Source organism: Virgisporangium ochraceum, from assembly GCF_016863655.1.
Taxonomy (GTDB): domain Bacteria; phylum Actinomycetota; class Actinomycetes; order Mycobacteriales; family Micromonosporaceae; genus Virgisporangium; species Virgisporangium ochraceum.
This window is the reverse complement of the sequence record NZ_BOPH01000143.1, coordinates 79,420-99,831: the sequence shown is the minus strand read 5'-3', so window position 1 is coordinate 99,831 and position 20,412 is coordinate 79,420. Positions and strand designations below refer to the sequence as shown.

Below are 20,412 nucleotides of genomic sequence, written 5' to 3'. Positions count from 1 at the left end.
CGGCGTGGCCGTCCCGCCGAAGCAGCAGTTCAACGTCTACCTGCCCGCCGACCTGATCCGGCGGGTGAAGCACGCGTCGGTCGACGCCAACGAGTCGCTGTCGGCGTTCGTGGAGCGGGCCCTCGAGGCGTACCTGCGGGCCGACCGGGACGAGCGGTCATGAGGGTCGTGCCGATCCGCTACAGCGCCGACGTGGAGGCCTCGGTGCGGTTCTACCGGGCGCTCGGCCTCGAGGTCGGCGCGCGGTCGCGGCCCGGCGCCTGGGTCGAGCTACCGGCTGCCGGTGGGACGCTCGCGATCCACGGCGACGACGACGGCGGCCGGTGCGAGCTCGCCTTCGAGGCCGACGAGCCGCTCGCCGACGTCGCCGACCGGCTGCGCCGGGCCGGCTTCGACCCCGGTCCGGTGATGGACGAGAACCACGGCGAGTCCCTGCGCGTGCGCGACCCCGACGGCGCCTGGGTGCAGGTCAACCGGTTCGACCGGGAGCTGTATACATGACCACCGCGACGCGGCCGCCCGGCGCTCTCGCGCTGGCTGTCGGGATCGTCGCCCTGGAGTTCGCCGCGGCCGTCACCACGTTCGTGGCCTCGACCCTGCTACCCGTGATCGCCCGCGACCTCGACGCCCGCGGCGACCTCGGGCTGCTGCTGGCCGGCTCGACCCTGGGCCTGTTCGTCGCGCTGCCGCTGGCCGGCCGCGTGGTGCGGCGGCTGGGCGGGCGGCGCACCCTGACCGTCGGGCTGGCCGGCTACCTCGGCGGGCTCGCGGTCACCGCCACCGCCGCGCACGCCTGGGTGTTCGCGCTGGGCCAGTTCTGCGGCGGCGCCGCCGGCGGCCTGCTGGCCGTCTTCGGGTTCAGCTCCGCGATCCGCAACTTCGACGACGCGCTGCGGATGCGGGTGGTGGCGGCGTCGTCGGCGATGTGGATCGTGCCGGCGCTGGTCGGACCCGCGGCGACGCTCGGGCTGGAGCACCTCGTCGGCTGGCGGTGGACCCTGCTCGCACCGGTGCCGATCGTGCTCGCCGGCCGGCTGCTCGTGGTGCGGGCGGCCCGTCCCGACGGGCGGGAGCGCGGCGGCGACCGGCCGCTCGGCCTGCTGGTGCCGCTGGGCGTCGCGGCGCTGGTGCTGGGCCGCTGGTGGCCGCTGCAGGTCGCCGGCGCCGCGGTCGCGCTGGTCGGGGTCGCCGCGATCCTGCCCCGCGGCACCCCGGTGCTGCGGCGCGGCACCCCCGCCGCCCTCGGCGCGCTGCTGCTGTTCGGCGTCGGCTACTTCGGCGCCGACAGCCTCATCACGCTGCTGCTCACCGACGGGTACCGCACCAGCCTCGCCCGCGCCGCGGTCGTGCTCGGCGCCGCGCCGCTGGCGTGGGCCCTGACCAGCCTCGTCGTGCCGCGCCTCACCTCGCGGACCCGCTACCTGCCGCCGCTGGGCCTGACCCTGACCGCGGTCGGCGTCGCCACCATGGCGGCGACGCTGGTGCTGTCGCGGTCGTTCGGGGTCGCGCTGGTCGCGTGGACGGCCACGGGCATCGGCGTCGGGCTGGCCTACCCCGGTCTCTACATCCGCGCGACGACCGCGGGCGCCACCGGCCTCACCGCCACGCAGCTGGCGACGGCGGCGATCACCGCCGAGACGTTCGGCAGCCTGCTCGGACGCGCCGCCGGCGGTGCGATCGGCTCGCTGGGCGCGCCGCGCGGGCTGGTGGTGTCGTACGGGGTGTTCGCCGTCGTGCTGGCGGCCGCCGCGGTGGCCGCGACCCGCTCGCGCGCGCCGGAGCGGCCGTGACCCGCTCGCGCTCAGCCGGGGAACGCTGACCGCACGATCGCCTCGGCCAGCCCTCGCACCGCCGCGGGCGTCACCTCGCCCGGGGGCGCGCTCACCAGGGTGAACAACGCGCCGCCGTACAGGGCGACCATCGTGGCCACCCCCGCGGGCGGGATGCCGAGGTCGAGGTCGGCGTGGTGGCGCCGGGTGAACGCGACCGTCGCGTCGGACAGGGCCTCCAGCGCGGCCGCGAGCGCGGGACGGCGCAGGCTCTCCAGCCGCAGCTCGAAGATCGCCAGGTACCTGGCGCGGTAGGTGGTGGCCGCCGCCAGCAGGGAGCCGGCGATGAGATCGACCGCCGTCGCGGCGCCGGCGGTGTCGTCGCGTGCCGCCGTGTGGCCGGCGGCCGCGTTCATGTCGGCGTGGTGCAGCGCGATGATCCGTTCCGCTGTCGCCACGAGAAGGGCCTCGCGGCTGCGGAAGTAGTTCGACGCGGTGCCCGCGGGCAGGTCGGCCCGGCGCTCCACCGAGCGGTGCGTCACGCCGTGCACCCCGGACTCGGCGAGCAGGGCGATCGCGGCGTCGGTGAGCTGGGCCCGGCGCAGATCGTTGGGTGGCGGCACCAGTGCATTCTATGCCAGTATCCGTAGTACAACGTACGTAGTGAACGGAGAGCGGGACATGGACGTGATCGTCGTCGGGGCGGGTGTCGGCGGGCTCGCGTTGGCGAACGGGCTGGTCTCCGCCGGTCACCGCGTCCGGATCCTGGAACGGGCCGACGGGCCGCGCGACGGCGGCGCGGCCGTCACCCTCTTCAGCAACGGCAAGGCCGCCGCCGCCGGACTGGGCGCGCCCCTCGACGGCCTCGGCGGCCGCATCGACGAGCTGGAGATCCGCGGCGCCGACGACCGCCGCTACGGCCGCACCGACCTGCGCCTCATGGCCCGCCGCACGGGTTTCGCCGTGGAGACGGTCCCGCGCGCGGCGCTGCTGCGCCGCCTGTCCGAGGGGGTGCCGGTGGTCTACGGCGCCGTCGTGGTCGGGGCCGTCGCCGAGGGCGCGGTGGTCACCGCCGACGGCGTCGAGCATCGGGCCGACGTAGTGGTCGGCGCCGACGGGTACCGCTCGGCCGTGCGTCGTTCGGTGCTGCGGGACCGGGACGCGCGGCGCAACGGCTGGTCGAGCTGGCAGGGTCTCACCCCGGTCCTCCCGGAGCTGGCGGGTGGGACCCACGCCCGCTGCTACGTGGGCCCGGCCGGCCTGTGCGGGCTGATGCCGGCCGGCGGCGGCCTCCTGCAGTGGTGGTTCGACACGCAGGGCTCCCCGGGCTCGGTGCCGCCGCTGGACTGGTTGCGCGACCGCTTCGCCGCGTACCCGGCTCCGGTGACCGGGCTGCTCGCCACCGTCGCGGCCGCGGAGCTCCAGGAGTATCCGCACGTGCTGCACGACGTCCCCGACCGGTGGGGCGCCGGTGCGGTGACCCTGCTCGGTGACGCCGCGCACGCGTTCCCACCCTCGCAGGCGCAGGGCGCCAACCAGGCGCTCGAGGACGCGTGGCTGCTCGCGCGGGCGCTCGACGGCGCGGGTCCGGTGGAGGCGCTGCTGCGTCGCTACGAGAAGGTGCGGGCGCGCCGGGTGCGGCGGGTGTCGCGGCTCGCCGCGACGGAGGTCACCAACAAGGTGCCGAACACCGTCGGCCGGCTTGCTGGGAGAGTTCTCAGCCCCGCGATGGCCGGACGCGCCCATCTCGCCCTGATCCGACGTTTCAGCAGCGTGCTGAACACCGACCGGATATGACTTTGCCAGGGTGTGTTCGAAAGCGCGTGTTACTGTCGCGACCTTGGGCACCGCAGCTCAGGACCTACAGGAGGAAACCGAATGGGAGTCAGTCTCAGCAAGGGCGGCAACGTCAGCCTCACCAAGGCTGCGCCGAACCTCGCCGCCGTCAACGTCGGGCTCGGCTGGGACGTCCGCACCACCACCGGCGCCGACTTCGACCTCGACGCCAGCGCTTTGATCTGCGGCCCGGAGGGCAAGGTTCTCTCGGACTCGCACTTCGTGTTCTTCAACAACCTCAAGTCGCCCGACGGCACCGTCGAGCACACCGGCGACAACCTCACCGGTGAGGGCGAGGGCGACGACGAGCTGATCAAGGTCAACGTCGCCGGCGTCGGCGCCGACGTCGACAAGATCGCGTTCATCGTGTCCATCCACGACGCCGACGCCCGCAACCAGTCCTTCGGGCAGGTGAGCAACGCCTTCATCCGCGTGGTCGACCAGGCCGACAACAACGAGCTCGCCCGCTACGACCTGAGCGAGGACTACTCGACCGAGACCGCGCTGGTCTTCGGCGAGCTGTACCGCAACGGCGCCGAGTGGAAGTTCCGCGCCGTCGGCCAGGGCTACGCCTCCGGCCTGGCGGGCATCGCCCGCGACTTCGGTGTGAACGTCTAAGGCTTCAACCCTTTCGCTGTACGACGGCCGGTCCAGCCTCGCGCTGGCCGGCCGTCGTGCGTGCGGCCTTTTCCGGGGACGTATGCGCGGATCCTTCGGTATGGTGCGGGGTTCATGGGGTACTTCTGCGACTACTTCCGCGCGCCCGACACGGCCGCCGCACTCGAGGCCGCGGCGCTGACGGCCCGCGGGACCTCGCCGGCCGACGCGATCGAGGCCAAGGGCCTCGATCCCGCGGTCATCTTCGGCCAGCTGGTCGCGTTCGTGCGCGGCGTCGAGTGGACGCCCGACATCCCGGACCTCGACTTCGTCTCCTCCGACGGCGACGGGACGCCCGGCACCACCGTGCGTATCGACGACGTGTCCCGCGACGCGCTGGCCGACCTCGATCCCGCCCGCGTCGGCGAGGTCGCCGGGCTGTGGGCCGGCATCGAGGAGCTCGACGGCGACCTCGAGCCCGACGAGCTCGCCCCGCTGGTCGTCGAGTTCTCCGCGCTCGCCCGCCGGGCCCGCACCGCGGGCGACCACCTCTACTGCTGGATCAGCATCTGAGTCGGCTCCGGGTCCGCCCCGGGTCCGGCGCTGAGTCACGCCCCCATGACGAAACGGTGACGGGGCCTTGTCGGGTGTGTTGACCACGGGTTAGCGTGCGGCTCTCTATATGAATCGATATTTCGATATGGGAATCGAAGTGTCGGTCCTGAGCCGGAGGTCGGGCGATGGGTCAGTTCCGCAAGCTCGGCGTCGTCGCGACGGTCATGGCTCTCCTGGTCGCCGCCGGTGCCTGTGCCGAGGAGAACAACGGGGGTGGTACCGACACCGGCGGGCCGATCCGGATCGGCGCGATCCTCGACATCACCGGCGCGGGCGCGAGCCTCGGCGTACCCGAACGCAAGACGCTGGAGCTGCTCACCAGGAAGGCCAACGACTCCGGCGGCATCGGCGGCCGGAAGATCGAGCTCACCGTCGAGGACAACCAGTCCACTGAGGACGGTGCGGCGAAGGCGATGAACGAGATGGTGTCGAAGAACGTCGACATCGTCCTCGGCGCCAGCCGCACCGGCACGAGCCTCGCGATGCGCGCGATCGCCGAGTCGGCCAAGGTGCCGATGATCTCGCTGGCCGCCAACGTGAAGATCGTCGACGGGTCGACGTGGGTGTTCAAGACCGCCCAGAACGACCGGGCCGTGCTGGAGAACGTCGTCGACTACGCGAAGTCGAAGAACTGGAAGAAGATCGGGATCGCGCGCGACTCGTCGGCGTTCGGTGAGGGCGTGCCCGAGATGCTCGCCGAGCTCGGCAAGGCCGACGGCATCACGGTCGTCGCCACCGAGAAGTTCGCCCCCGACGCCACCGAGTTCACCGCGCAGATGCTGAACCTGCGCAACGCCCGCGCCGACATGAACCTCATCTGGGGCATCCCGCCGGCGGCGGCCCTGGCCCAGAAGTCCTACAAGCAGCTGGGCATCACCGCGCCGGTCATGCAGAGCCACGGCATCGGTAACCAGGTGTTCCTCGACACCGCCGGGCCCGCCGCCGACGGACTGGTCGCGCCGGTCGGCCGGCTCGTCGTCGCCGACCAGCTTCCGGCGAACGACCCGCAGAAGCAGGTCCTCACGACGTTCGTCAGCGACTACAGGGCCGCCTACAACGAGAACCCGTCGACGTTCGCCGGCCACGCGTGGGACGCCTTCCAGCTCGCCGTCGACGCGTTCAAGGCCGTCGGCACCGACAAGCAGAAGGTGCGCGACAAGCTGGAGCAGGTCTCCGGCTTCGTCGGGATCACCGGCGTGTACCGGATGAGCGCGAAGGACCATTCGGGGCTGGGCAAGGACGCGCTGGTGATGGTCACCGTGCAGGGCTCGAAGTGGGCGCTCGCGCCTCAATGACCGACCTGCTGCAACTGCTCCTCGCCGGCGTCTCCGTCGGCGCCGTGTACGCGCTCGTCGCCATGGGGTTCACCGTCATCTTCGCGGTGAGCGAGATCATCAACCTGACGCAGGGCGAGTTCGCCGCGCTGGCCGGCCTGATCGCGATCAGCGCGACCGCCGCGGGACTGCCGATGCCGCTCGCCCTGCTCATCGCGATCGTCACCGTCGTCGCGACGGCGCTGCTGATCCGGCTGGTGATCGCGCCGGTGAAGCGGATGACCACGCTGCTGTCGATCATCCTGACGCTCGGCCTGTCGACCGCGTTGAAGGCGGCGATGCTGCTGGTCTGGGGCCCCGAGGGCCGCGGCCTGGATCCGTTGCCCGGCCCCAACTACGTCGCCTGGGGCGTCTCGGTCCCGTCGCAGTACCTGTGGATCATCGGGGTCACCGCGGTCGTGTCGGTCGCGGTCGCGTGGTTCTACGAGCGGACCCTCACCGGCAAGGCCCTGCGCGCCTGCGCCGAACAGCCGACCGCGGCCCGGCTGGTGGGCATCTCGGTGGGTGGGGCCACGCTGCTGTCGTTCGGGATCGCCGGGTTCCTCGGCGCGGTCGCCGGGGTGCTCGCGTCGCCGGTGTACTTCAGCGCGTGGGACTCGGGTCTCGCGTTGGGCCTCAAGGGTTTCGTCGCCGCCACGCTCGGCGGGCTGACCTCGATCCGGGGTGCCATCGCCGGCGGGCTGGTCCTCGGTGTGCTGGAGTCGCTCGTCGCCGGGTACATCGACTCCGGGTTCCGTGACGCGGTGGCGTTCGTGGTGCTGATCGTCGTGCTCGTCGCGCGTCCCGACGGGATCTTCCGCCCGCACAGCGTGGCGAGGGTCTGATGCGGGGTCCACTGTGGAGCTTCGGCCTGTTCGCCGTGTTCCTGGCCGTGTTCCCGCTCGTCGCGCCCGACCCGGTGGTCAACGTCGGCGTGTACGCGCTCATCTACTCGCTGGCGGCGATCGGGCTGTCGCTGCTGATGGGACTCGCCGGGCAGGTCAATCTCGGCCAGGCCGCGTTCTTCGCCGTCGGCGCCTACACGCAGGCCGTGCTCGTGACCCGCTACGAGGTGCCGATGGTGCCCGCGTCGGTCGGTGCGGTCGGCATGGCGATGCTCGTCGGCCTGCTGGTGGGCCTGCCGCTGCTGCGCCTGCGCGGGCACTACCTGGCCCTGGCGACCCTGGGCCTGGGCATCATCGTGACGGTCGCCGCCACCGAGTCGGAGTACCTGGGCGCGACGTCGGGCATCTACGGCGTGCCGAAGCCGGAGTTCGGCGGCCGCCGCTACGACAGCGCCGCCGAGTACTTCTGGCTTCTCGCCCCGGTGGTGCTGGTCGCCCTGCTGCTGGCCCGCAACATCGTCGTCGGACGCATCGGCCGCGCCCTCGGCGCCATCAACGACTCCGAGGTGGCCGCCGAGTGCCTCGGCGCCGACACGTACCGCCTGCGGCTGCAGGTGTTCGTGCTCTCCGCCGGGTACGCGGGCCTGGCCGGCGTGGCCTACGTCCACTGGATCACCGTGGTGAACCCGGGCGCGGCCAACTTCCCCCTGTCGGTGGAGTTCCTGCTGATGGCCGTGCTGGGCGGCACCGGCAGCGTGTGGGGCGCCGTGCTGGGCGCCTTCACCGTCGAGTTCCTCGACGAGGGCCTGCGCGACCTGATCCCGCAGATCGTCCCCGACGCGGTGGGGGAGGTGCAGCTCATCGGGTTCGGCATCGTGTTGACCGTGGTGATCCTGTTCCTGCCGGGCGGCATCTACGGCCTGTTCCGCCGCGTGTCCGCGCGTGTCTCGGCGCGCCTTTCCGCGCGCGCCTCCGCTCCGGCCTCCGACCGCCCACCGGGCCGCCCGGCCCCCGGGGACGGCACTGACCGGGGCGCCGCGGCTGGCTCCGACACGCGGAGCTCCGACACGCCGGCCGGTGGGTCCACAGTGGACACAGCGGACCTGCCGCCGCTGCTGACCCGTGACGGCCGGCCGGCACCCGGGGAGGTGCTGCTCGAGGTCGACCACCTCGTGCGGCGCTTCGGTGGGGTCACGGCCGTGGACGACGTGTCGTTCGAGGTGCGTGCAGGGGAGATCTTCGGGTTGATCGGGCCGAACGGGGCCGGGAAGACGACGTGCTTCAACATCGTCAGTGGGGTGCTCGCCCCGTCGTCCGGGAGCGTGCGGCTGCACGGCGCGCGCATCGACGGACGCAAGCCGCACGTGTTCGCGCGTGCCCGTGCGACGCGCACCTTCCAGAACCTGCAGATCTTCCGGTCCACGACCGTGCGCGGCAACGTGGCCGTCGGCCGGCACCTGCGCGGGACGGCAGGCCTGGCCCGCGGCGCGATGGTGCTGCCGGCGCGGGCGGAGGAGCGCGCGATTCACCGGTCGACCGACGACTTCCTCTCTCTCGTGGGGCTTTCCGGGGTTGCCGACAGGCCCGCGGCCGACCTGCCGTTCGGGCAGCAGCGGCTGCTGGAGATCGCCCGCGCGCTCGCGCTGGAACCCGACCTCCTGCTGCTCGACGAGCCGCTGGCCGGCCTCTCCGGCGGCGAACGGCTGGACCTGGCCCGCCTGCTGCGACGGCTGCGCGCCGGCGGCATGGCGATCGTGCTCGTGGAGCACGACGTGGAGGCCGTGCTCGCCCTGGCCGACCGCGTCGCCGTGCTGGACGACGGCCGCCTCATCGCCCTCGCCGGGCCGGCCGAGGTGCGCCACGACCCCGCCGTCGTGGCCGCGTACCTGGGCATCGAGGAGGAGCAGGCGGCGGCGGACCCGATCGCGCGTTCCGTGGTGCAGGGGGAGTAATGCTTCACGTGGAGAGCCTGCACGCCGGGTACGACAATTTGCGGGTCCTGCACGGGATCGACCTCGACGTGCCCGCGGGTGACCTGCTCGCGGTCATCGGCGCGAACGGCGCCGGCAAGACCACCGTGCTGCGCGCGGTGTCGGGCCTCATCCGGCCGTCGTCGGGCCGGGTGACCGTGGACGGACGTGCGGTCACCGGCCTGCGGGCGGAGAAGGTGGCCGCGGCCGGGCTGGCGCACGTCCCCGAGAACCGCCTGGTGTTCCCGAGCCTGACGGTCGCCGACAACCTCGCCCTCGGCGGCTGGACGCGGCGTTCCTCGCGCCTCACCGACGACCGCGACCGGGTGCTGGACCTGTTCCCGCGCCTGCGTTCCCGGCTGGCGCAGCCGGCCGGGACGCTGTCGGGCGGCGAGCAGCAGATGGTGGTGATCGGCCGCGGCCTGATGGCCGGACCGAAGGTGCTGGTGCTCGACGAGCCCAGCGTCGGCCTGGCGCCCCGCCTCGTCGCCGAGATCTTCGCCGCGCTCGCGCGGCTGCGTGACGAGGCGGGCCTCGCGATCCTGCTGGTGGAGCAGAACGCGCGGGCCGCGTTCCGGGTGGCCGACCGGGTGGCGGTGATGGACCGCGGCCGCATCGCCACGAAGGGAACTCCGGCCGAGCTCGCGGGCGACGACCGCGTGCAGCGGGCATATCTCGGCGGCGGCTACTCCGAATCCTCCACTGTGGACTGACGGGCGCATTCATCGCGATTTCGTGCCATCGATCAAAAAGGCTTGCCTTGAGTGTGGGTGGCGCCCTACCTTAGAACGGCACCAAGCGAGACGAAGAGATTCAGGCGAGAACTTCTGTAGAGAATGGAGTTGGCTATGTTCGGGCATCGCGCCTCGACCGAACCGCAGCGGCTATGGCCGTGCGGCGACGTCGCCTGGGCGAATGCCGGTCCGGCCGCCATCACCATCGAACTGGACGGCCTCGCACTGAACGGCCTCGCACTGAACGGCATCGACCTCAACAGCAGTGGCAAGTACCTCGGCACGGGCCGGAGGTGCCCGTAGACGCATACCAGCGCTCTACGCACCGCCCGCCCCGCACAGGGACCGGGCGGTTTTTCTTTGCACGTGAACGGCCCTACGAACAGCCATCTGAACAGCACGCATACATACGGGTGTAGCTCAACTCGGTAGAGCAGCGGCCTCCAAAGCCGTCGGTTGTGGGTTCAATTCCTGCCGCCCGTGCGATTCATCCTGCTCAAATGCAGGAATTGATAATTGACAACTCCACAGTGGATGGTCTTTCAGAATTCTTTGCGGGCCCCGGAATACCAGCCGGGGCTCCGATGGGCTTGTGGCGCAGCCTGGTAGCGCACCGGTTCGGCAGACCGGGGGTCGACGGTTCGAATCCGTCCAGGTCCACGCAGTTCCATGCGGTTGTAGCTCAGTTGGCCAGAGCGTGACGTTGCCATCGTCGAGGTCCCGGGTTCGAGTCCCGGCTGCCGCTCCTGAAGTCCAGTCCCACCGATCACACGACGTGGAAGGAGGATCCGGTGGACGTGCTCGTTCTCAACGCCGACCTCGGCCCACTGCACCGGGTCAGTGTCCGCCACGCCGTGCGGATGCTGGTACGGCGGGTCGCCGAGATTCACGAGTCGAAGCCCGACCGGCTCATCGGCGTCTACCCGGTGCCGACGGTCGTCCGGCTGGTGTCGTACGTCGTCACGCGCTGGCGGCACAGCCGCGGCCCGGCGTGGTCGCGGGCCGGTGTCCTGGTCCGTGACCGGCGCACGTGCGCCTACTGCGGCCGGGCGGCATCGACGATCGACCACGTGCTACCGCGCTCGCGCGGTGGCGCCAACAGCTGGCTCAACACGGTGGCCGCCTGCGGCGGCTGCAACCAGCGCAAGGGTGACCGGACTCCGTCCGAGGCACGCATGCCCCTGCGGACCGTTCCGACGGTCCCCACCTGGGTGGCGATGTACCTGCGCTGAGGTCCGGCCGGCGGGTTCCACGGGGGGACCTGCCGGCCGGGCGGCCAGACACAGTCATTGCGAGCTGGTGCAACTGGCGGCACGTCCGGCTCTGAACCGGAAGGTTGGAGGTTCGAGTCCTCCGCTCGCAGCGTGGCAAGGCAAGCCCGGGTGGCCCAACGGCAGAGGCGCACCGCTCAGAACGGTGAGGTTGCGCGTTCGAATCGCGCTCCGGGTACGTACGACGGCCGCGGCGCAGGTTGCGGCCGGAGCAAGCCCTGTTGGCCCAGCCCTGTTAGCTCAGTGGGAGAGCAAGCGCCTGTCGAGCGCGAGGTCGCCGGTTCAATCCCGGTACGGGGCGCCAACTCCTGCCCGTCGGGGGGCGGGCAGGAGCGGGGAGGTTTGGCCGAGTGGTAAGGCAGCGGACTGCTAATCCGTAACAGGAGACATCTTCTGTCGGGAGTTCGAATCTCCCAGCCTCCGCAACAGGATCCACCCGTCGTGGCCCGAGTGGTAAGGGCGCCGTGCTGATGACACGGAAGCAGCAGGTTCGACTCCTGCCGACGGGACTCATGCGCCGCTAGCTCAACGGCAGAGCGACTGCCTCTTAAGCAGTGGGTTCGGGGTTCAAGTCCCCGGCGGCGTACTCGCCCTCCGACGGAACCGTCCGTGGAGGGCCGAAGCGGGATGCTTGTAACGGTAACTGGCCGGTCTCATAAGCCGCGCGGCTGTGGGTTCGACTCCCTCTCCCGCCACGACAGCAGAAGCACGACAGCAGGGGTTCCGGTAGCTCAGCCTGGTAGAGCGCCGCTCCGACACAGCGGAGGCCGCGCGTTCGAACCGCGCCCGGAGCACGCACGCACCAGCACCACCCGGCGCGGTGGACGAATAGGAAGAGTCACCTGGCTTTCACCCAGGAACGTTGCGGGTTCGAGGCCCGTCCGCGCTACGCACGTCATTCCGGTGTCGCCCAATTGGCAGGGCACGCGGCTGTTAACCGCGCAGGTCCCGGTTCGAGCCCGGGCACCGGAGCGTCAGTACATGGTGTCCGTGGCCCAACTGGTAGGGCGCCGGTTTGTGATGCCGGAAGGTGCCGGTTCGAGTCCGGTCGGACACCCCACGCGCGTCGTGGACGTCGGCACGTCCAGCGGCCTGTAAAGCCGTCGCCCCCGGGCACACCTGGATCGACACCAGGGACGCGCACGCGTGTCACAGCCGTATGCCCGAGTGGTCAAGGGCTCCGCCTGCAAAGCGGATGGCTGTCGGTTCGATTCCGACTACGGCTTCTGGCGCCCGGAACCGCCGCCGGCGCGGACCATCCACTGTGGAGTTGCCCGGTAGGCTGATGCGCGTCATGGTCCTGGGTGTGCGGTGGCGACGCGACGGGTGGCTGGTCGGCTCGCTCGTGCTCGCCGTGCTGATCGTGGTCGTCGCCGCGAGGTACCCGTCGCGCGACGGCGAACAGGTGGCCACGCCGCCCGACTCCGTACCGTCGGTCGCCCCCCTGCCCGACGGCGTCCTCAGCCGGGCCGAGCTCGTGTACGCGTGCGTGCAGGGCTGCCGCCCCGTGGTCCTGTTCCTCGACGGCCGCGAGTTCGAGGTACCCACCGACGCTTCCTCGACGCGTGAGGTCACGCTGTCGCCGGACGGGCGTTGGCTCGGCTACCCGCTGGGAACCGGCTTCGTCGTCCGCGACCTCCTCGGCCACGCCGAGCACCGCAGCGGCAGCGACGCGGTGGACCGCCGCCTGCAGGCCTGGGCCTGGACGCCGGACTCGTCGCAGCTGCTGCTCGCCGAGGTCCGCGACGGGCGGCCGGAGGCGTTCGTCCTGCTCCGCGTCGGCGGCCCGCCCGATGGCGCCGCATGGCCCGGTACCGGGCCGCCCGGCGGCGGATCGACCGGCGCACCCGCCAACGGCGGCCCGGACGTCGGGGGCGGGACGACCGAGGTCGCCGCCTGGCCCGGTCACGACATCGTCGGCGTGCGGTCGCCCGCGGAGCTGCTGACGATCCGCCCCGACCTCCCGTCCGGGACCCGGGTCGAGGCGGGCCTGTCGAACCCGGCGGGCACGATCGAGCGGTGGTTCACCGTCGAGGCCGCGGCCCACCTGCGCCCGGGGGAGCGGATCGAACCGACGAGCCTGCGCTTCAGCGGCTCCGGCTACGACATCGTGGTGCTGGACGCGTCGAACGGGCCGGTCGCCGTCCTGCGGTTCCCGGGACCTGACAGCAGCTCCGGGGCCGGCTCGCCGGGTGGCGTCAGCCGGTTCGACCTCGCCGGGCCCGGCACGGGACGCTGGTCCGTGCTCGGCGTCGGTGCCGACGGCCGGGCCTTCGTCCGCAACGGACCGGGCGGCACCGAGGTGTGGTACCTGGTCGGCGACGGCTCGCTGCGTCCCGGCCGCGCCCTGGCCGGTGACGCGGTCGTCGTCACCCCGGGCACGGCCCGCAACTGACGGCCGTCCCGCGCGGCCGCGCCACCACCTGACCGATCGTCTACCACGGAACTATTCTCGGACCATGACCGCCATGGCCCCGTCCCGCGAAGAGCCCGACCTGTCGTACCTGTTCGACCGCGCCAGCCACGTCCTGCGCACCCGGATGGCCGCGGCGCTGGCCGAGCTCGGGTTGACCGCGCGCATGCACTGCGTGCTCGTCCACGCGCTGGAGGAGGAGCGCACGCAGATCCAGCTCGCGGAGCTCGGCGACATGGACAAGACCACGATGGTCGTCACCGTCGACGCGTTGGAGAAGGCCGGCCTCGCCGAGCGGCGCCCGTCGTCGCAGGACCGGAGGGCGCGCATCATCGCCGTGACCCCCGAGGGGGCGAAGATGGCCCGCCGCAGCCAGGCGATCGTCGACCGCGTTCACCACGACGCGCTGGACGACCTGCCCGCCCCCGACCGCGCGACGCTCGTCCGCCTCATGACCGCCCTGGTCACGGGGCCGCTGGCCGAAGCCGTCGAGCAGCCCCAGGGCGGCGCCCGGAGAGCCCGCCAGTCCGGCTGAGACGCGTCACTGGCGGATAGTCTGCAACGAAACTATCTGCTAGTGTCCCGCTCATGACGACAAGACAGGGTCGGACAGCGCTCGCGGTCCTTGCCTCGGCCACCCTCATGATCATTCTGGACGGCAGCATCGTCACCGTCGCGATGCCGGCCATCCAGGCCGACCTCGGCTTCTCCGACGCCGGGCTGAGCTGGGTGGTCAACGCCTACCTGGTCGCGTTCGGCAGCCTGCTGCTGCTCGCCGGCCGCCTCGGTGACCTGCTCGGCCGCCGCACCCTCTTCCTCGCCGGCACCGCCGTGTTCACCGCCGCGAGCGCGCTGGCGGGCGTCGCCACGTCCGGCCCGGTCCTGCTCGCCGCCCGGTTCCTGCAGGGCGTCGGCAGCGCGATGGCCGTCGCCGTCAGCCTCGGGATCCTGGTCATGATGTTCACCGAACCGGGGGAGCGGGGCCGCGCGATCGCGGTGTTCAGCTTCACCGGCGCGGCCGGCGCGTCGATCGGCCAGGTGCTCGGCGGCGTGCTCACCGACGCCCTGAGCTGGCACTGGATCTTCGTCATCAACGTGCCGATCGGCCTCGCCGTGCTCGCCGCCGCGACCAGGGTCCTGCCGGACGACCCCGGCCTCGGCCTGCGCGCCGGCGCCGACGTCATCGGCGCGGCGCTCGTCACCGCCGGCCTCGTCGTGGGCCTCGTCGGCGTCGTCGGCGGCAACACCTGGGCCCTGGCCGGCTCGGTCGCCCTGATAGCGGCCTTCGTCGCCCGCCAGGCCACGGCGAAAACCCCGTTGGTCCCCTTGCGGATCTTCCGGTCGCGCACCGTCTCCGGCGCCAACGTCGTGCAGATCCTCATGGTCGCCGCCTGCTTCGCGTTCCAGATCCTGCTCGCCCTGTACCTGCAGAAGGTCCAGCACTACGGCGCCGCCGGCACCGGCCTCGCCATGCTGCCGGCCGCCGTCGTCATCGGCGCCGTGTCGCTCGGCATGTCGGCGCGCCTGATCGCCCGGTTCGGCGAGCGTCCGGTCCTCGTCACCGGCCTCGCCCTGCTGCTCCTGCTGTTCCTGGCCCTCAGCCGCCTGCCGGTCGACGCGTCCTACCCGAGGCACCTGCTCCCGGTCCTGCTGCTCACGTCCGGCTTCGGCCTGGCGCTGCCGGCGCTCACCGCGCTCGGCATGTCGGGCGCGCGCCCCGACGACGCCGGCCTCGCGTCCGGACTCTTCAACACCACCCAGCAGCTCGGCATGGCCCTCGGCGCCGCCACCCTCGCCACGCTCGCCGCCGCCCGCACCGACAGCGTCGCGAGCGGCGCCGACAGCGCGGGCAGCGTCGTGAACAGCGCCGCCGCGCTCACCGCCGGCTACCGGCTCGCGTTCACGGTGGCCGCCGGGCTCGTCGTGGTCGCGCTGGTCGTGGCCGTCACCGTCCTGCGTCCCCGGATCGGGGGAGACGGGCACCGCACACGCCGGGTACGGGCAGCTGACGCGCACAAGCCGAGGGAAGAATGGGCGGGGTGCGCATCACGCTGAGGACCGGTGACATCACCACCGAGCACGTCGACGCCATCGTCAACGCCGCCAACTCGTCGCTGCTCGGCGGTGGCGGCGTCGACGGGGCGATCCACCGCCGCGGTGGCCCGGAGATCCTGGCCGAGTGCCAGGCGCTGCGGGCCAGCCGCTACGGCCGGGGCCTCCCCACCGGCCGGGCGGTCGCCACCACCGCCGGCCGGCTGCCCGCCCGCTGGGTCATCCACACGGTCGGTCCCGTGTGGAGTGCGGAGGAGGACCGCTCGGCCCTCCTCCGCGACTGCTACACCAACTCGCTCGCCGTCGCCGCCGACCTGGGCGCCACCACGGTGGCGTTCCCGCTGATCTCCTCGGGCATCTACCGCTGGCCCCGGGAGGACGCCGTGAGGCAGGCCGTCGCCGGCATCCGGGCCGCTCCACCGTCCACAGTGGACGAGGTGCGGCTGGTGCTGTTCGACGAGGAGACCCGCGACGTCGCCGAGCGTGTACTCACGGGCTAGAAGCCCGCCGTGATGCGGGTGAACTCCAGGTCGCCCTGGACGATGCCGCTGCAGTCGGCCTGCACGTTGGCGGCGTTGCCCGGGCACGACCGGTCGCGGTTGACCGACCAGTACGCCAGCCGCGCCAGCCCCCGGGCCTTGGCCCAGTCACGGATGGCGGTCCACTGCGCCGGGGTGGTGACCTCACGCTGGTCGCTGAGGCCGTTCATCCCGGACAGGCCCATGTGCTGGTAGGCCTGCGCGTCGGACCAGCCGAACTGCGCCTTCAGCGCGTTCTTCAGGCCCTCGGCGGCGTTGATCGTGTCGGTCTGCATGTTCGACCCACCGAAGTCGAACGGCATGATCGTGAACACGTCGATGTTCGAGTTCAGCTCGCGTGCCCGGCGGATGAGCTCGGTGCCGTTCCAGTTCGGGCCGGTGGTCGAGGTGCCGAACGTGACGATCGTCTGGAGCCCCGGGTTGTTCTGCTTGACGATGCGCAGCGCGGTGAGGATGCGGTCGCGCACCGTCGCGTTCTCGAACTCGTCGGAGTTCTCGATGTCGATGTCGATCGCCTTCAGGTTGTAGGCGTTGATCACCTGCTGGTAGGCACCGGCGAGCGCCTCCGGCGTGGCGCAGTTCGGGCCGAGCTTGTTGCCGCTCCACCCGCCGAACGACGGCACCACGTCGCCGCCGGCCGCCCGGATCGCGTTGATCGTCTGCTGGTCGACGCCGCCGAGCAGCGGACGCTGGCTGTCCCACGCCGGCACGCAGCCGCCGCCGGACAGCACGAACGCCAACGTGAACCACTTGACGCCGGTGGTGCTCATGACCTGCGTCGCGCTCTGCGGGTTGCCCCAGCCCAGGTACAGGTAGGGCGCACCCTTGCCGCCGGTGGGCTGCGGGCAGCCCGTGGTGGTACCGCTGGCCTCGCCGCTGCGCGGCGACTCGCCGTTGCCGTTGTAGGCGGCGACGGTGTAGGTCCTCGAGGTGCAGGTGCCCAGCCCGGAGATCGTGGCGCTGGTGCCGGTGACGGTGGCGCGCACCGTGCCGCCCTCGTAGACCCGGTACCCGGTGACCGTTCCCGACGACGCGTTCCACGCCAACGAGATCGACGAGTTGTTCGTGCCGGTGACCCGGACGTTCCCCGGCGTGCCGGGCGCGCCCGGGTTGCTGGGACCGCCGGAGCACGAGCCGCCGTTCAGGGTGCAGTTCGACGGGTCGCCGGAGCCGGTGCCGATGAAGCCGAAGCTCACCGACGCGCCACCGGCGATCGTCCCGTTCCAGCCGACGTTGGTGAACGTGAACCGCTGCCCGCTCTGCGTGCGGTTCGCGTCCCATGAAGAACTGATGCCGGTGCCGGCCGGCAGGTCGAACGCGACCGACCAGCCGTTCACCGCGGCGCCGGGCCCGTTGGTGATGGTGACCCGGGCCTCGAAGCCGGTGCTCCACGAGGACGTCTTCACGATGGTGGCGGTCGGGTTCGCCGCGTAGGCGGGTGCGCTCGTCGCGACGACACCGACGACCGCCCCGAGGATCGCGACGGCGGCACCGGACAGCAGTCGGCGCCGGATGGCAGGAGTCATGGGCGTACCTCCCCAGAGGAGTGGTGGAACCAGGTACGCGACCCCGCCCGGTCGTGCGGATACACGGTAGTCGATGACACTGCGTATGGTCTAGACCGGCCTAGACGGGATCTCGCCCGGAAGGCTGGCGGCGTGGGCGAATACGTACAGCTCGGTGACGTCCGTACCTACTACGAGGTCGACGGGGCGGGTGACCCGCTCGTGCTCCTGCACCCCGGCGGCTGCGACTCCCGCACGGTCGAGGCCGTCGTGCCCGGTCTCGCGGCCCGCTTCCGCGTGTACCGGCCCGACCGGCGCGGCCACGGCCGCACCCCCGACGTCCCCGGCCCCATCACCTACGAGCTGATGGCCCGCGACACGATCGCGTTCCTGGAGACCGTCGTCGGGGGACCGGCGCACCTCGTCGGCCACAGCGACGGCGCGCCGACCGCGCTGACCGCCGCGATCCTGCGCCCCGACCTCGTCAGCGGGCTGGTGCTGGCGGCCGGCGTGTTCCACCACACCGGCTGGGCGCCGGGGGCGATCGACCTGCCGCCCGACGTCGTCGAGTGGTTCACCGGCTACCACGGCGACGTCTCCCCGGACGGCCCGGACCGGTTCCCGGCCCTGTACGCGAAGCTGCACCGGATGCAGTCCGAGGAGCCGACGTTCGCGGAGAAGGACCTCGCCGGCTACCCCGGCCCGACCCTGGTGATGGTCGGCGACGACGAGGACGAGATCCCGATCGAACACACGCTCGCGATGCGCGGCGCGCTTCCCCGGTCGCAGCTCGCGGTCGTGCCCGGCACCGGGCACGGCCTCATCAGCGACAAGCCCGACCTGTGCGCCTACCTGATCACGGACTTTCTCGGGTCACCAGCTTAGGAGCGACCTGCTCGGCGATCAGCTCGAAGGAGCGGATCCGGTCCTCGACGTCGAACACGAGCGTCGTCAGCATCAGCTCGTCGGCCTTCGTGCGGCGCAGCAACGCGTTCAGCTGCTCGGTGACCGTCTCGGGCGACCCGAGCGCCTGACCCTCGCGGCGCGCCCTGATGAACTCCAGCTCCAGCGGCGAGAACGGGTACGCCGCCGCGTCCGCCGGCGACGGCATGCGGCCCGGCCGGCCCTGGCGCAACCGCAGGAACGACAGGCCCGACGGCAGGCTCAGGTACTCGGCCCGCTCGTCGGTGTCGGCGCAGACGGCGCTGACCGCCACCATGGCGTACGGCTCGGCGAGCCACTTCGACGGGCGGAACTCCGCCCGGTACAGGTCCAGCGCCAGGTCGGTGTTGGCCGCGCTGAAGTGGTGGGCGAACGAGAACGGCAGCCCGAGCCGGCCGGCCAGCCGCGCGGAGAAGTCGCTGGACCCGAGCAGCCACACCGCTGGCGCGTCCCCGCGTCCCGGAACGGCCGTGACTCGCGGTTGCCCCGAGCCGGCCTCGAAGTAGCCGATGAGCCGGGCCAGCTCCTGCGGGAAGTCCTCGGCCGACAGCCCCTCGACGCTGCGCCGCAGCGCCAGCGCGGTGATCTGGTCGGTGCCCGGCGCCCGTCCGATGCCCAGGTCGATGCGGTCGGGGTGCAGCGCGACCAGCGTGCCGAACTGCTCGGCCACCACGAGCGGCGCGTGGTTGGGCAGCATCACCCCGCCGGAGCCCAGCCGGATGGTGCTGGTCTGCGCGGCCAGGTGCGCGAGCAGTACCGCCGGCGCCGAGCTGGCGATCCCGGGCATGTTGTGGTGCTCGGCCACCCACAGCCGGTGGTACCCGAGCTCCTCGACCCGCTTCGCGAGCGCGGTGGTGTGGGCGAGGGCGGTGCCGTTGTCGCTACCCTCGGCCACCGGCGCGAGGTCGAGAACGGACAGGGGAACGGACGTCACCTTGGCCCTAACCGCGAAGCAGCGCCTGGGCTTCCCGGACCAGCCGTGTGAGGTACTCCACTGCCGTGGTCTCGCGGGTGAGCGGAGCGGCCTGGCCGCTCCACAGGTTGAGGTGGTCGGGGTCGTCGCGGTCGGCGGCGGCGCGCCGGATCGGCATCATCAGGGCGTTCTGGACCGGGTACGCCGGCACCTCGCGCTCCGCGCCGGCCAGGTCGCGGGTGACGCGGTTGGCGATGCCGCGCGCCAGCCGGCCGGAGAACACCCTCGTCAGGACGGTGCGGCGCGCGTCGGTGCTGTTGAGCGCGCGCCGGTGCGGCTTGCTGGCGTTGGAGTCCACCGTGTTGAGGAACCCGGTGCCGATCTGCACGCCGTGCGCGCCCAGGGCGAACGCCGCCGCGACGCCGCGCCCGTCGGCGATCCCGCCGGCCGCGACCACCGGCACGTCGACGGCGTCGACGACCTGCGGCACCAACGAGAACGTCCCGACGAGCGACTCCTCCACGGGACGCAGGAACGCGCCCCGGTGACCGCCCGCGTCACTGCCCGAGGCGACCACGACATCGAGCCCCGCGGCGGCCAGCGCCTCGGCCTCCTCGACCGTGCTGGCGGTCCCGACGGTCCGGATCCCCTTGCGCCGCGCGGTGTCCAGCGCCGCGGCCGGCGGCACGCCCATGACGAAGCTCAGCACCGGCGGCGCCGCGTCGAGCGCCGCCGCGAGCTGGTCGTCGAAGCTCTGCACCGTGACGCCCGAGGGCGGCGCGGACCCGGTGCGCTCGTACAACGGCCGCAGCCGCTCGACGTGCGGCGCCAGGTCGACGTCGGTGACCTCGGACGGCTGCGGCACCCACAGGTTCACGGCGAACGGCCGGTCGGTGGCCGCGCGCAACGCGGTCACCAGGTCGGTGATCTCGTCGGGACGCAGCGCGTGCGCGCCGAACGAGCCGAGACCGCCGGCGTTCGACACCGCCGTGGCGAGCGCGACCGACGACGCGCCGCCGCCGAACGGGCCCTGCACCACCGGATGCTCGATCCCGAGCAGCGAGACGAGTCGATCGGTGGGCCACGTCGTCGTCATGC

At 72.2% G+C, this 20,412-nt stretch carries 21 protein-coding genes and 14 tRNA genes; 31 read left to right on the top strand and 4 right to left on the bottom strand.

Features of this window, described 5'->3' with window-relative positions; translation table 11 throughout:
* Positions 1–4 precede the first annotated feature (4 nt).
* The 3 genes from Voc01_RS48590 to Voc01_RS48580 are packed head-to-tail and all read left to right on the top strand — an operon-like array spanning position 5 to position 1,790.
* Entirely contained in the window at positions 5–163 is a 159-nt protein-coding gene (locus Voc01_RS48590; protein WP_203934587.1) for an RH3 domain-containing protein, read from the top strand.
* Positions 160–501, top strand: a complete 342-nt coding sequence (locus Voc01_RS48585; RefSeq protein ID WP_203934586.1) for a VOC family protein — start codon at positions 160–162, stop codon at positions 499–501. The genes Voc01_RS48590 and Voc01_RS48585 overlap by 4 nt, the downstream gene beginning before the upstream one ends.
* Positions 498–1,790 carry an MFS transporter gene (locus Voc01_RS48580; protein ID WP_203934585.1) on the top strand — a complete coding sequence of 431 codons (1,293 nt, stop codon included), beginning with the start codon at positions 498–500 and terminating at the stop codon, positions 1,788–1,790. Before Voc01_RS48585 ends, Voc01_RS48580 begins: the two co-directional genes overlap by 4 nt.
* 11 nt (positions 1,791–1,801) lie before the next feature.
* Here the strand turns inward: Voc01_RS48580 and Voc01_RS48575 are convergent, their stop codons facing one another.
* Complete coding sequence (locus tag Voc01_RS48575) at positions 1,802–2,392, bottom strand: TetR/AcrR family transcriptional regulator (RefSeq protein WP_203934584.1); 591 nt, start codon at positions 2,390–2,392, stop codon at positions 1,802–1,804.
* A 58-nt stretch (positions 2,393–2,450) separates the two neighbouring features.
* On the opposite strand from Voc01_RS48575, the gene Voc01_RS48570 reads away from it, so the two are divergent.
* From Voc01_RS48570 to Voc01_RS48440, 27 genes are all read left to right on the top strand, one after another.
* Entirely contained in the window at positions 2,451–3,566 is a 1,116-nt protein-coding gene (locus tag Voc01_RS48570) for an FAD-dependent monooxygenase (protein WP_203934583.1), read from the top strand.
* A gap of 81 nt (positions 3,567–3,647) precedes the next feature.
* Positions 3,648–4,223: a TerD family protein gene (locus tag Voc01_RS48565; protein ID WP_203934582.1), complete on the top strand. Its 576-nt coding sequence runs from the start codon at positions 3,648–3,650 to the stop codon at positions 4,221–4,223.
* Between the two features lie 114 nt (positions 4,224–4,337).
* Positions 4,338–4,775, top strand: coding sequence for a hypothetical protein (locus tag Voc01_RS48560; RefSeq protein WP_203934581.1), 438 nt, complete (start codon positions 4,338–4,340; stop codon positions 4,773–4,775).
* A 167-nt stretch (positions 4,776–4,942) separates the two neighbouring features.
* On the top strand, positions 4,943–6,112 hold the full coding sequence (locus Voc01_RS48555; RefSeq protein ID WP_203934580.1) for an ABC transporter substrate-binding protein: 1,170 nt from the start codon (positions 4,943–4,945) through the stop codon (positions 6,110–6,112).
* Positions 6,109–6,975, top strand: a complete 867-nt coding sequence (locus Voc01_RS48550) for a branched-chain amino acid ABC transporter permease (RefSeq protein ID WP_203934579.1) — start codon at positions 6,109–6,111, stop codon at positions 6,973–6,975. The genes Voc01_RS48555 and Voc01_RS48550 overlap by 4 nt, the downstream gene beginning before the upstream one ends.
* Positions 6,975–8,927 (top strand): branched-chain amino acid ABC transporter ATP-binding protein/permease, encoded by a 1,953-nt coding sequence (locus Voc01_RS48545; RefSeq protein ID WP_203934578.1) that lies wholly within the window; start codon positions 6,975–6,977, stop codon positions 8,925–8,927. The genes Voc01_RS48550 and Voc01_RS48545 overlap by 1 nt, the downstream gene beginning before the upstream one ends.
* Entirely contained in the window at positions 8,927–9,658 is a 732-nt protein-coding gene (locus Voc01_RS48540) for an ABC transporter ATP-binding protein (RefSeq protein ID WP_203934577.1), read from the top strand. Before Voc01_RS48545 ends, Voc01_RS48540 begins: the two co-directional genes overlap by 1 nt.
* 135 nt (positions 9,659–9,793) lie before the next feature.
* The gene (locus Voc01_RS48535) at positions 9,794–9,982 is read left to right on the top strand and encodes a hypothetical protein (protein ID WP_203934576.1); all 189 of its coding nucleotides are present in this window, start codon (positions 9,794–9,796) and stop codon (positions 9,980–9,982) included.
* Between the two features lie 106 nt (positions 9,983–10,088).
* Positions 10,089–10,162: transfer RNA gene (locus Voc01_RS48530), tRNA-Trp, on the top strand.
* Positions 10,163–10,265: 103 nt separating this feature from the next.
* Positions 10,266–10,339 (top strand) — tRNA-Ala (locus Voc01_RS48525).
* A gap of 11 nt (positions 10,340–10,350) precedes the next feature.
* Positions 10,351–10,424 (top strand) — tRNA-Gly (locus Voc01_RS48520).
* Between the two features lie 46 nt (positions 10,425–10,470).
* Positions 10,471–10,911 (top strand): HNH endonuclease, encoded by a 441-nt coding sequence (locus tag Voc01_RS48515; RefSeq protein ID WP_203934575.1) that lies wholly within the window; start codon positions 10,471–10,473, stop codon positions 10,909–10,911.
* A 58-nt stretch (positions 10,912–10,969) separates the two neighbouring features.
* A tRNA-Gln gene (locus Voc01_RS48510) sits at positions 10,970–11,042 on the top strand.
* A gap of 13 nt (positions 11,043–11,055) precedes the next feature.
* Positions 11,056–11,128, top strand: a tRNA-Leu gene (locus tag Voc01_RS48505).
* A gap of 51 nt (positions 11,129–11,179) precedes the next feature.
* Positions 11,180–11,254 (top strand) — tRNA-Asp (locus Voc01_RS48500).
* 32 nt (positions 11,255–11,286) lie between these two features.
* Positions 11,287–11,373 (top strand) — tRNA-Ser (locus tag Voc01_RS48495).
* 12 nt (positions 11,374–11,385) lie between these two features.
* A tRNA-Ile gene (locus Voc01_RS48490) sits at positions 11,386–11,459 on the top strand.
* A gap of 5 nt (positions 11,460–11,464) precedes the next feature.
* Positions 11,465–11,536 (top strand) — tRNA-Lys (locus Voc01_RS48485).
* Between the two features lie 134 nt (positions 11,537–11,670).
* Positions 11,671–11,744: transfer RNA gene (locus Voc01_RS48480), tRNA-Val, on the top strand.
* Between the two features lie 20 nt (positions 11,745–11,764).
* Positions 11,765–11,839 (top strand) — tRNA-Glu (locus Voc01_RS48475).
* Between the two features lie 10 nt (positions 11,840–11,849).
* Positions 11,850–11,922 (top strand) — tRNA-Asn (locus Voc01_RS48470).
* A gap of 12 nt (positions 11,923–11,934) precedes the next feature.
* Positions 11,935–12,010: transfer RNA gene (locus tag Voc01_RS48465), tRNA-His, on the top strand.
* Between the two features lie 93 nt (positions 12,011–12,103).
* A tRNA-Cys gene (locus Voc01_RS48460) sits at positions 12,104–12,176 on the top strand.
* Between the two features lie 59 nt (positions 12,177–12,235).
* The gene (locus Voc01_RS48455) at positions 12,236–13,345 is read left to right on the top strand and encodes a hypothetical protein (RefSeq protein ID WP_203934574.1); all 1,110 of its coding nucleotides are present in this window, start codon (positions 12,236–12,238) and stop codon (positions 13,343–13,345) included.
* Positions 13,346–13,409: 64 nt separating this feature from the next.
* Positions 13,410–13,898, top strand: a complete 489-nt coding sequence (locus tag Voc01_RS48450) for a MarR family winged helix-turn-helix transcriptional regulator (protein ID WP_203934573.1) — start codon at positions 13,410–13,412, stop codon at positions 13,896–13,898.
* 53 nt (positions 13,899–13,951) lie between these two features.
* Positions 13,952–15,418 carry an MFS transporter gene (locus Voc01_RS48445; RefSeq protein ID WP_203934572.1) on the top strand — a complete coding sequence of 489 codons (1,467 nt, stop codon included), beginning with the start codon at positions 13,952–13,954 and terminating at the stop codon, positions 15,416–15,418.
* A complete protein-coding gene (locus tag Voc01_RS48440) occupies positions 15,394–15,915 on the top strand; it encodes an O-acetyl-ADP-ribose deacetylase (protein ID WP_203934571.1) in 522 nt (173 codons plus the stop codon). Before Voc01_RS48445 ends, Voc01_RS48440 begins: the two co-directional genes overlap by 25 nt.
* Here the strand turns inward: Voc01_RS48440 and Voc01_RS48435 are convergent.
* A complete protein-coding gene (locus Voc01_RS48435; protein ID WP_203934570.1) occupies positions 15,912–17,480 on the bottom strand; it encodes a cellulose binding domain-containing protein in 1,569 nt (522 codons plus the stop codon). The two genes, Voc01_RS48440 and Voc01_RS48435, sit on opposite strands and share 4 nt — an antisense overlap.
* A 132-nt stretch (positions 17,481–17,612) precedes the next feature.
* On the opposite strand from Voc01_RS48435, the gene Voc01_RS48430 reads away from it, so the two are divergent.
* Positions 17,613–18,344: an alpha/beta fold hydrolase gene (locus tag Voc01_RS48430; RefSeq protein WP_203934569.1), complete on the top strand. Its 732-nt coding sequence runs from the start codon at positions 17,613–17,615 to the stop codon at positions 18,342–18,344.
* Here Voc01_RS48430 and Voc01_RS48425 read toward each other — a convergent pair.
* Together Voc01_RS48425 and Voc01_RS48420 are read right to left on the bottom strand one after the other, a co-directional pair.
* Positions 18,316–19,335, bottom strand: a complete 1,020-nt coding sequence (locus Voc01_RS48425; protein WP_203934568.1) for an LLM class flavin-dependent oxidoreductase — start codon at positions 19,333–19,335, stop codon at positions 18,316–18,318. The two genes, Voc01_RS48430 and Voc01_RS48425, sit on opposite strands and share 29 nt — an antisense overlap.
* Positions 19,336–19,342: 7 nt before the next feature.
* A complete protein-coding gene (locus tag Voc01_RS48420; protein ID WP_203934567.1) occupies positions 19,343–20,410 on the bottom strand; it encodes an NAD(P)H-dependent flavin oxidoreductase in 1,068 nt (355 codons plus the stop codon).
* Positions 20,411–20,412 lie beyond the last annotated feature (2 nt).

Coding starts and splice junctions, on each gene's coding strand:
- Voc01_RS48585 (WP_203934586.1), top strand. CDS start 160: ATGAGGGTCGTGCCGATCCGCTACAGCGCCGACGTGGAGGCCTCGGTG.
- Voc01_RS48580 (WP_203934585.1), top strand. CDS start 498: ATGACCACCGCGACGCGGCCGCCCGGCGCTCTCGCGCTGGCTGTCGGG.
- Voc01_RS48570 (WP_203934583.1), top strand. CDS start 2,451: ATGGACGTGATCGTCGTCGGGGCGGGTGTCGGCGGGCTCGCGTTGGCG.
- Voc01_RS48565 (WP_203934582.1), top strand. CDS start 3,648: ATGGGAGTCAGTCTCAGCAAGGGCGGCAACGTCAGCCTCACCAAGGCT.
- Voc01_RS48560 (WP_203934581.1), top strand. CDS start 4,338: ATGGGGTACTTCTGCGACTACTTCCGCGCGCCCGACACGGCCGCCGCA.
- Voc01_RS48555 (WP_203934580.1), top strand. CDS start 4,943: ATGGGTCAGTTCCGCAAGCTCGGCGTCGTCGCGACGGTCATGGCTCTC.
- Voc01_RS48550 (WP_203934579.1), top strand. CDS start 6,109: ATGACCGACCTGCTGCAACTGCTCCTCGCCGGCGTCTCCGTCGGCGCC.
- Voc01_RS48545 (WP_203934578.1), top strand. CDS start 6,975: ATGCGGGGTCCACTGTGGAGCTTCGGCCTGTTCGCCGTGTTCCTGGCC.
- Voc01_RS48540 (WP_203934577.1), top strand. CDS start 8,927: ATGCTTCACGTGGAGAGCCTGCACGCCGGGTACGACAATTTGCGGGTC.
- Voc01_RS48535 (WP_203934576.1), top strand. CDS start 9,794: ATGTTCGGGCATCGCGCCTCGACCGAACCGCAGCGGCTATGGCCGTGC.
- Voc01_RS48455 (WP_203934574.1), top strand. CDS start 12,236: ATGCGCGTCATGGTCCTGGGTGTGCGGTGGCGACGCGACGGGTGGCTG.
- Voc01_RS48450 (WP_203934573.1), top strand. CDS start 13,410: ATGACCGCCATGGCCCCGTCCCGCGAAGAGCCCGACCTGTCGTACCTG.
- Voc01_RS48445 (WP_203934572.1), top strand. CDS start 13,952: ATGACGACAAGACAGGGTCGGACAGCGCTCGCGGTCCTTGCCTCGGCC.
- Voc01_RS48440 (WP_203934571.1), top strand. CDS start 15,394: ATGGGCGGGGTGCGCATCACGCTGAGGACCGGTGACATCACCACCGAG.
- Voc01_RS48435 (WP_203934570.1), bottom strand. CDS start 17,480: ATGACTCCTGCCATCCGGCGCCGACTGCTGTCCGGTGCCGCCGTCGCG.
- Voc01_RS48420 (WP_203934567.1), bottom strand. CDS start 20,410: ATGACGACGACGTGGCCCACCGATCGACTCGTCTCGCTGCTCGGGATC.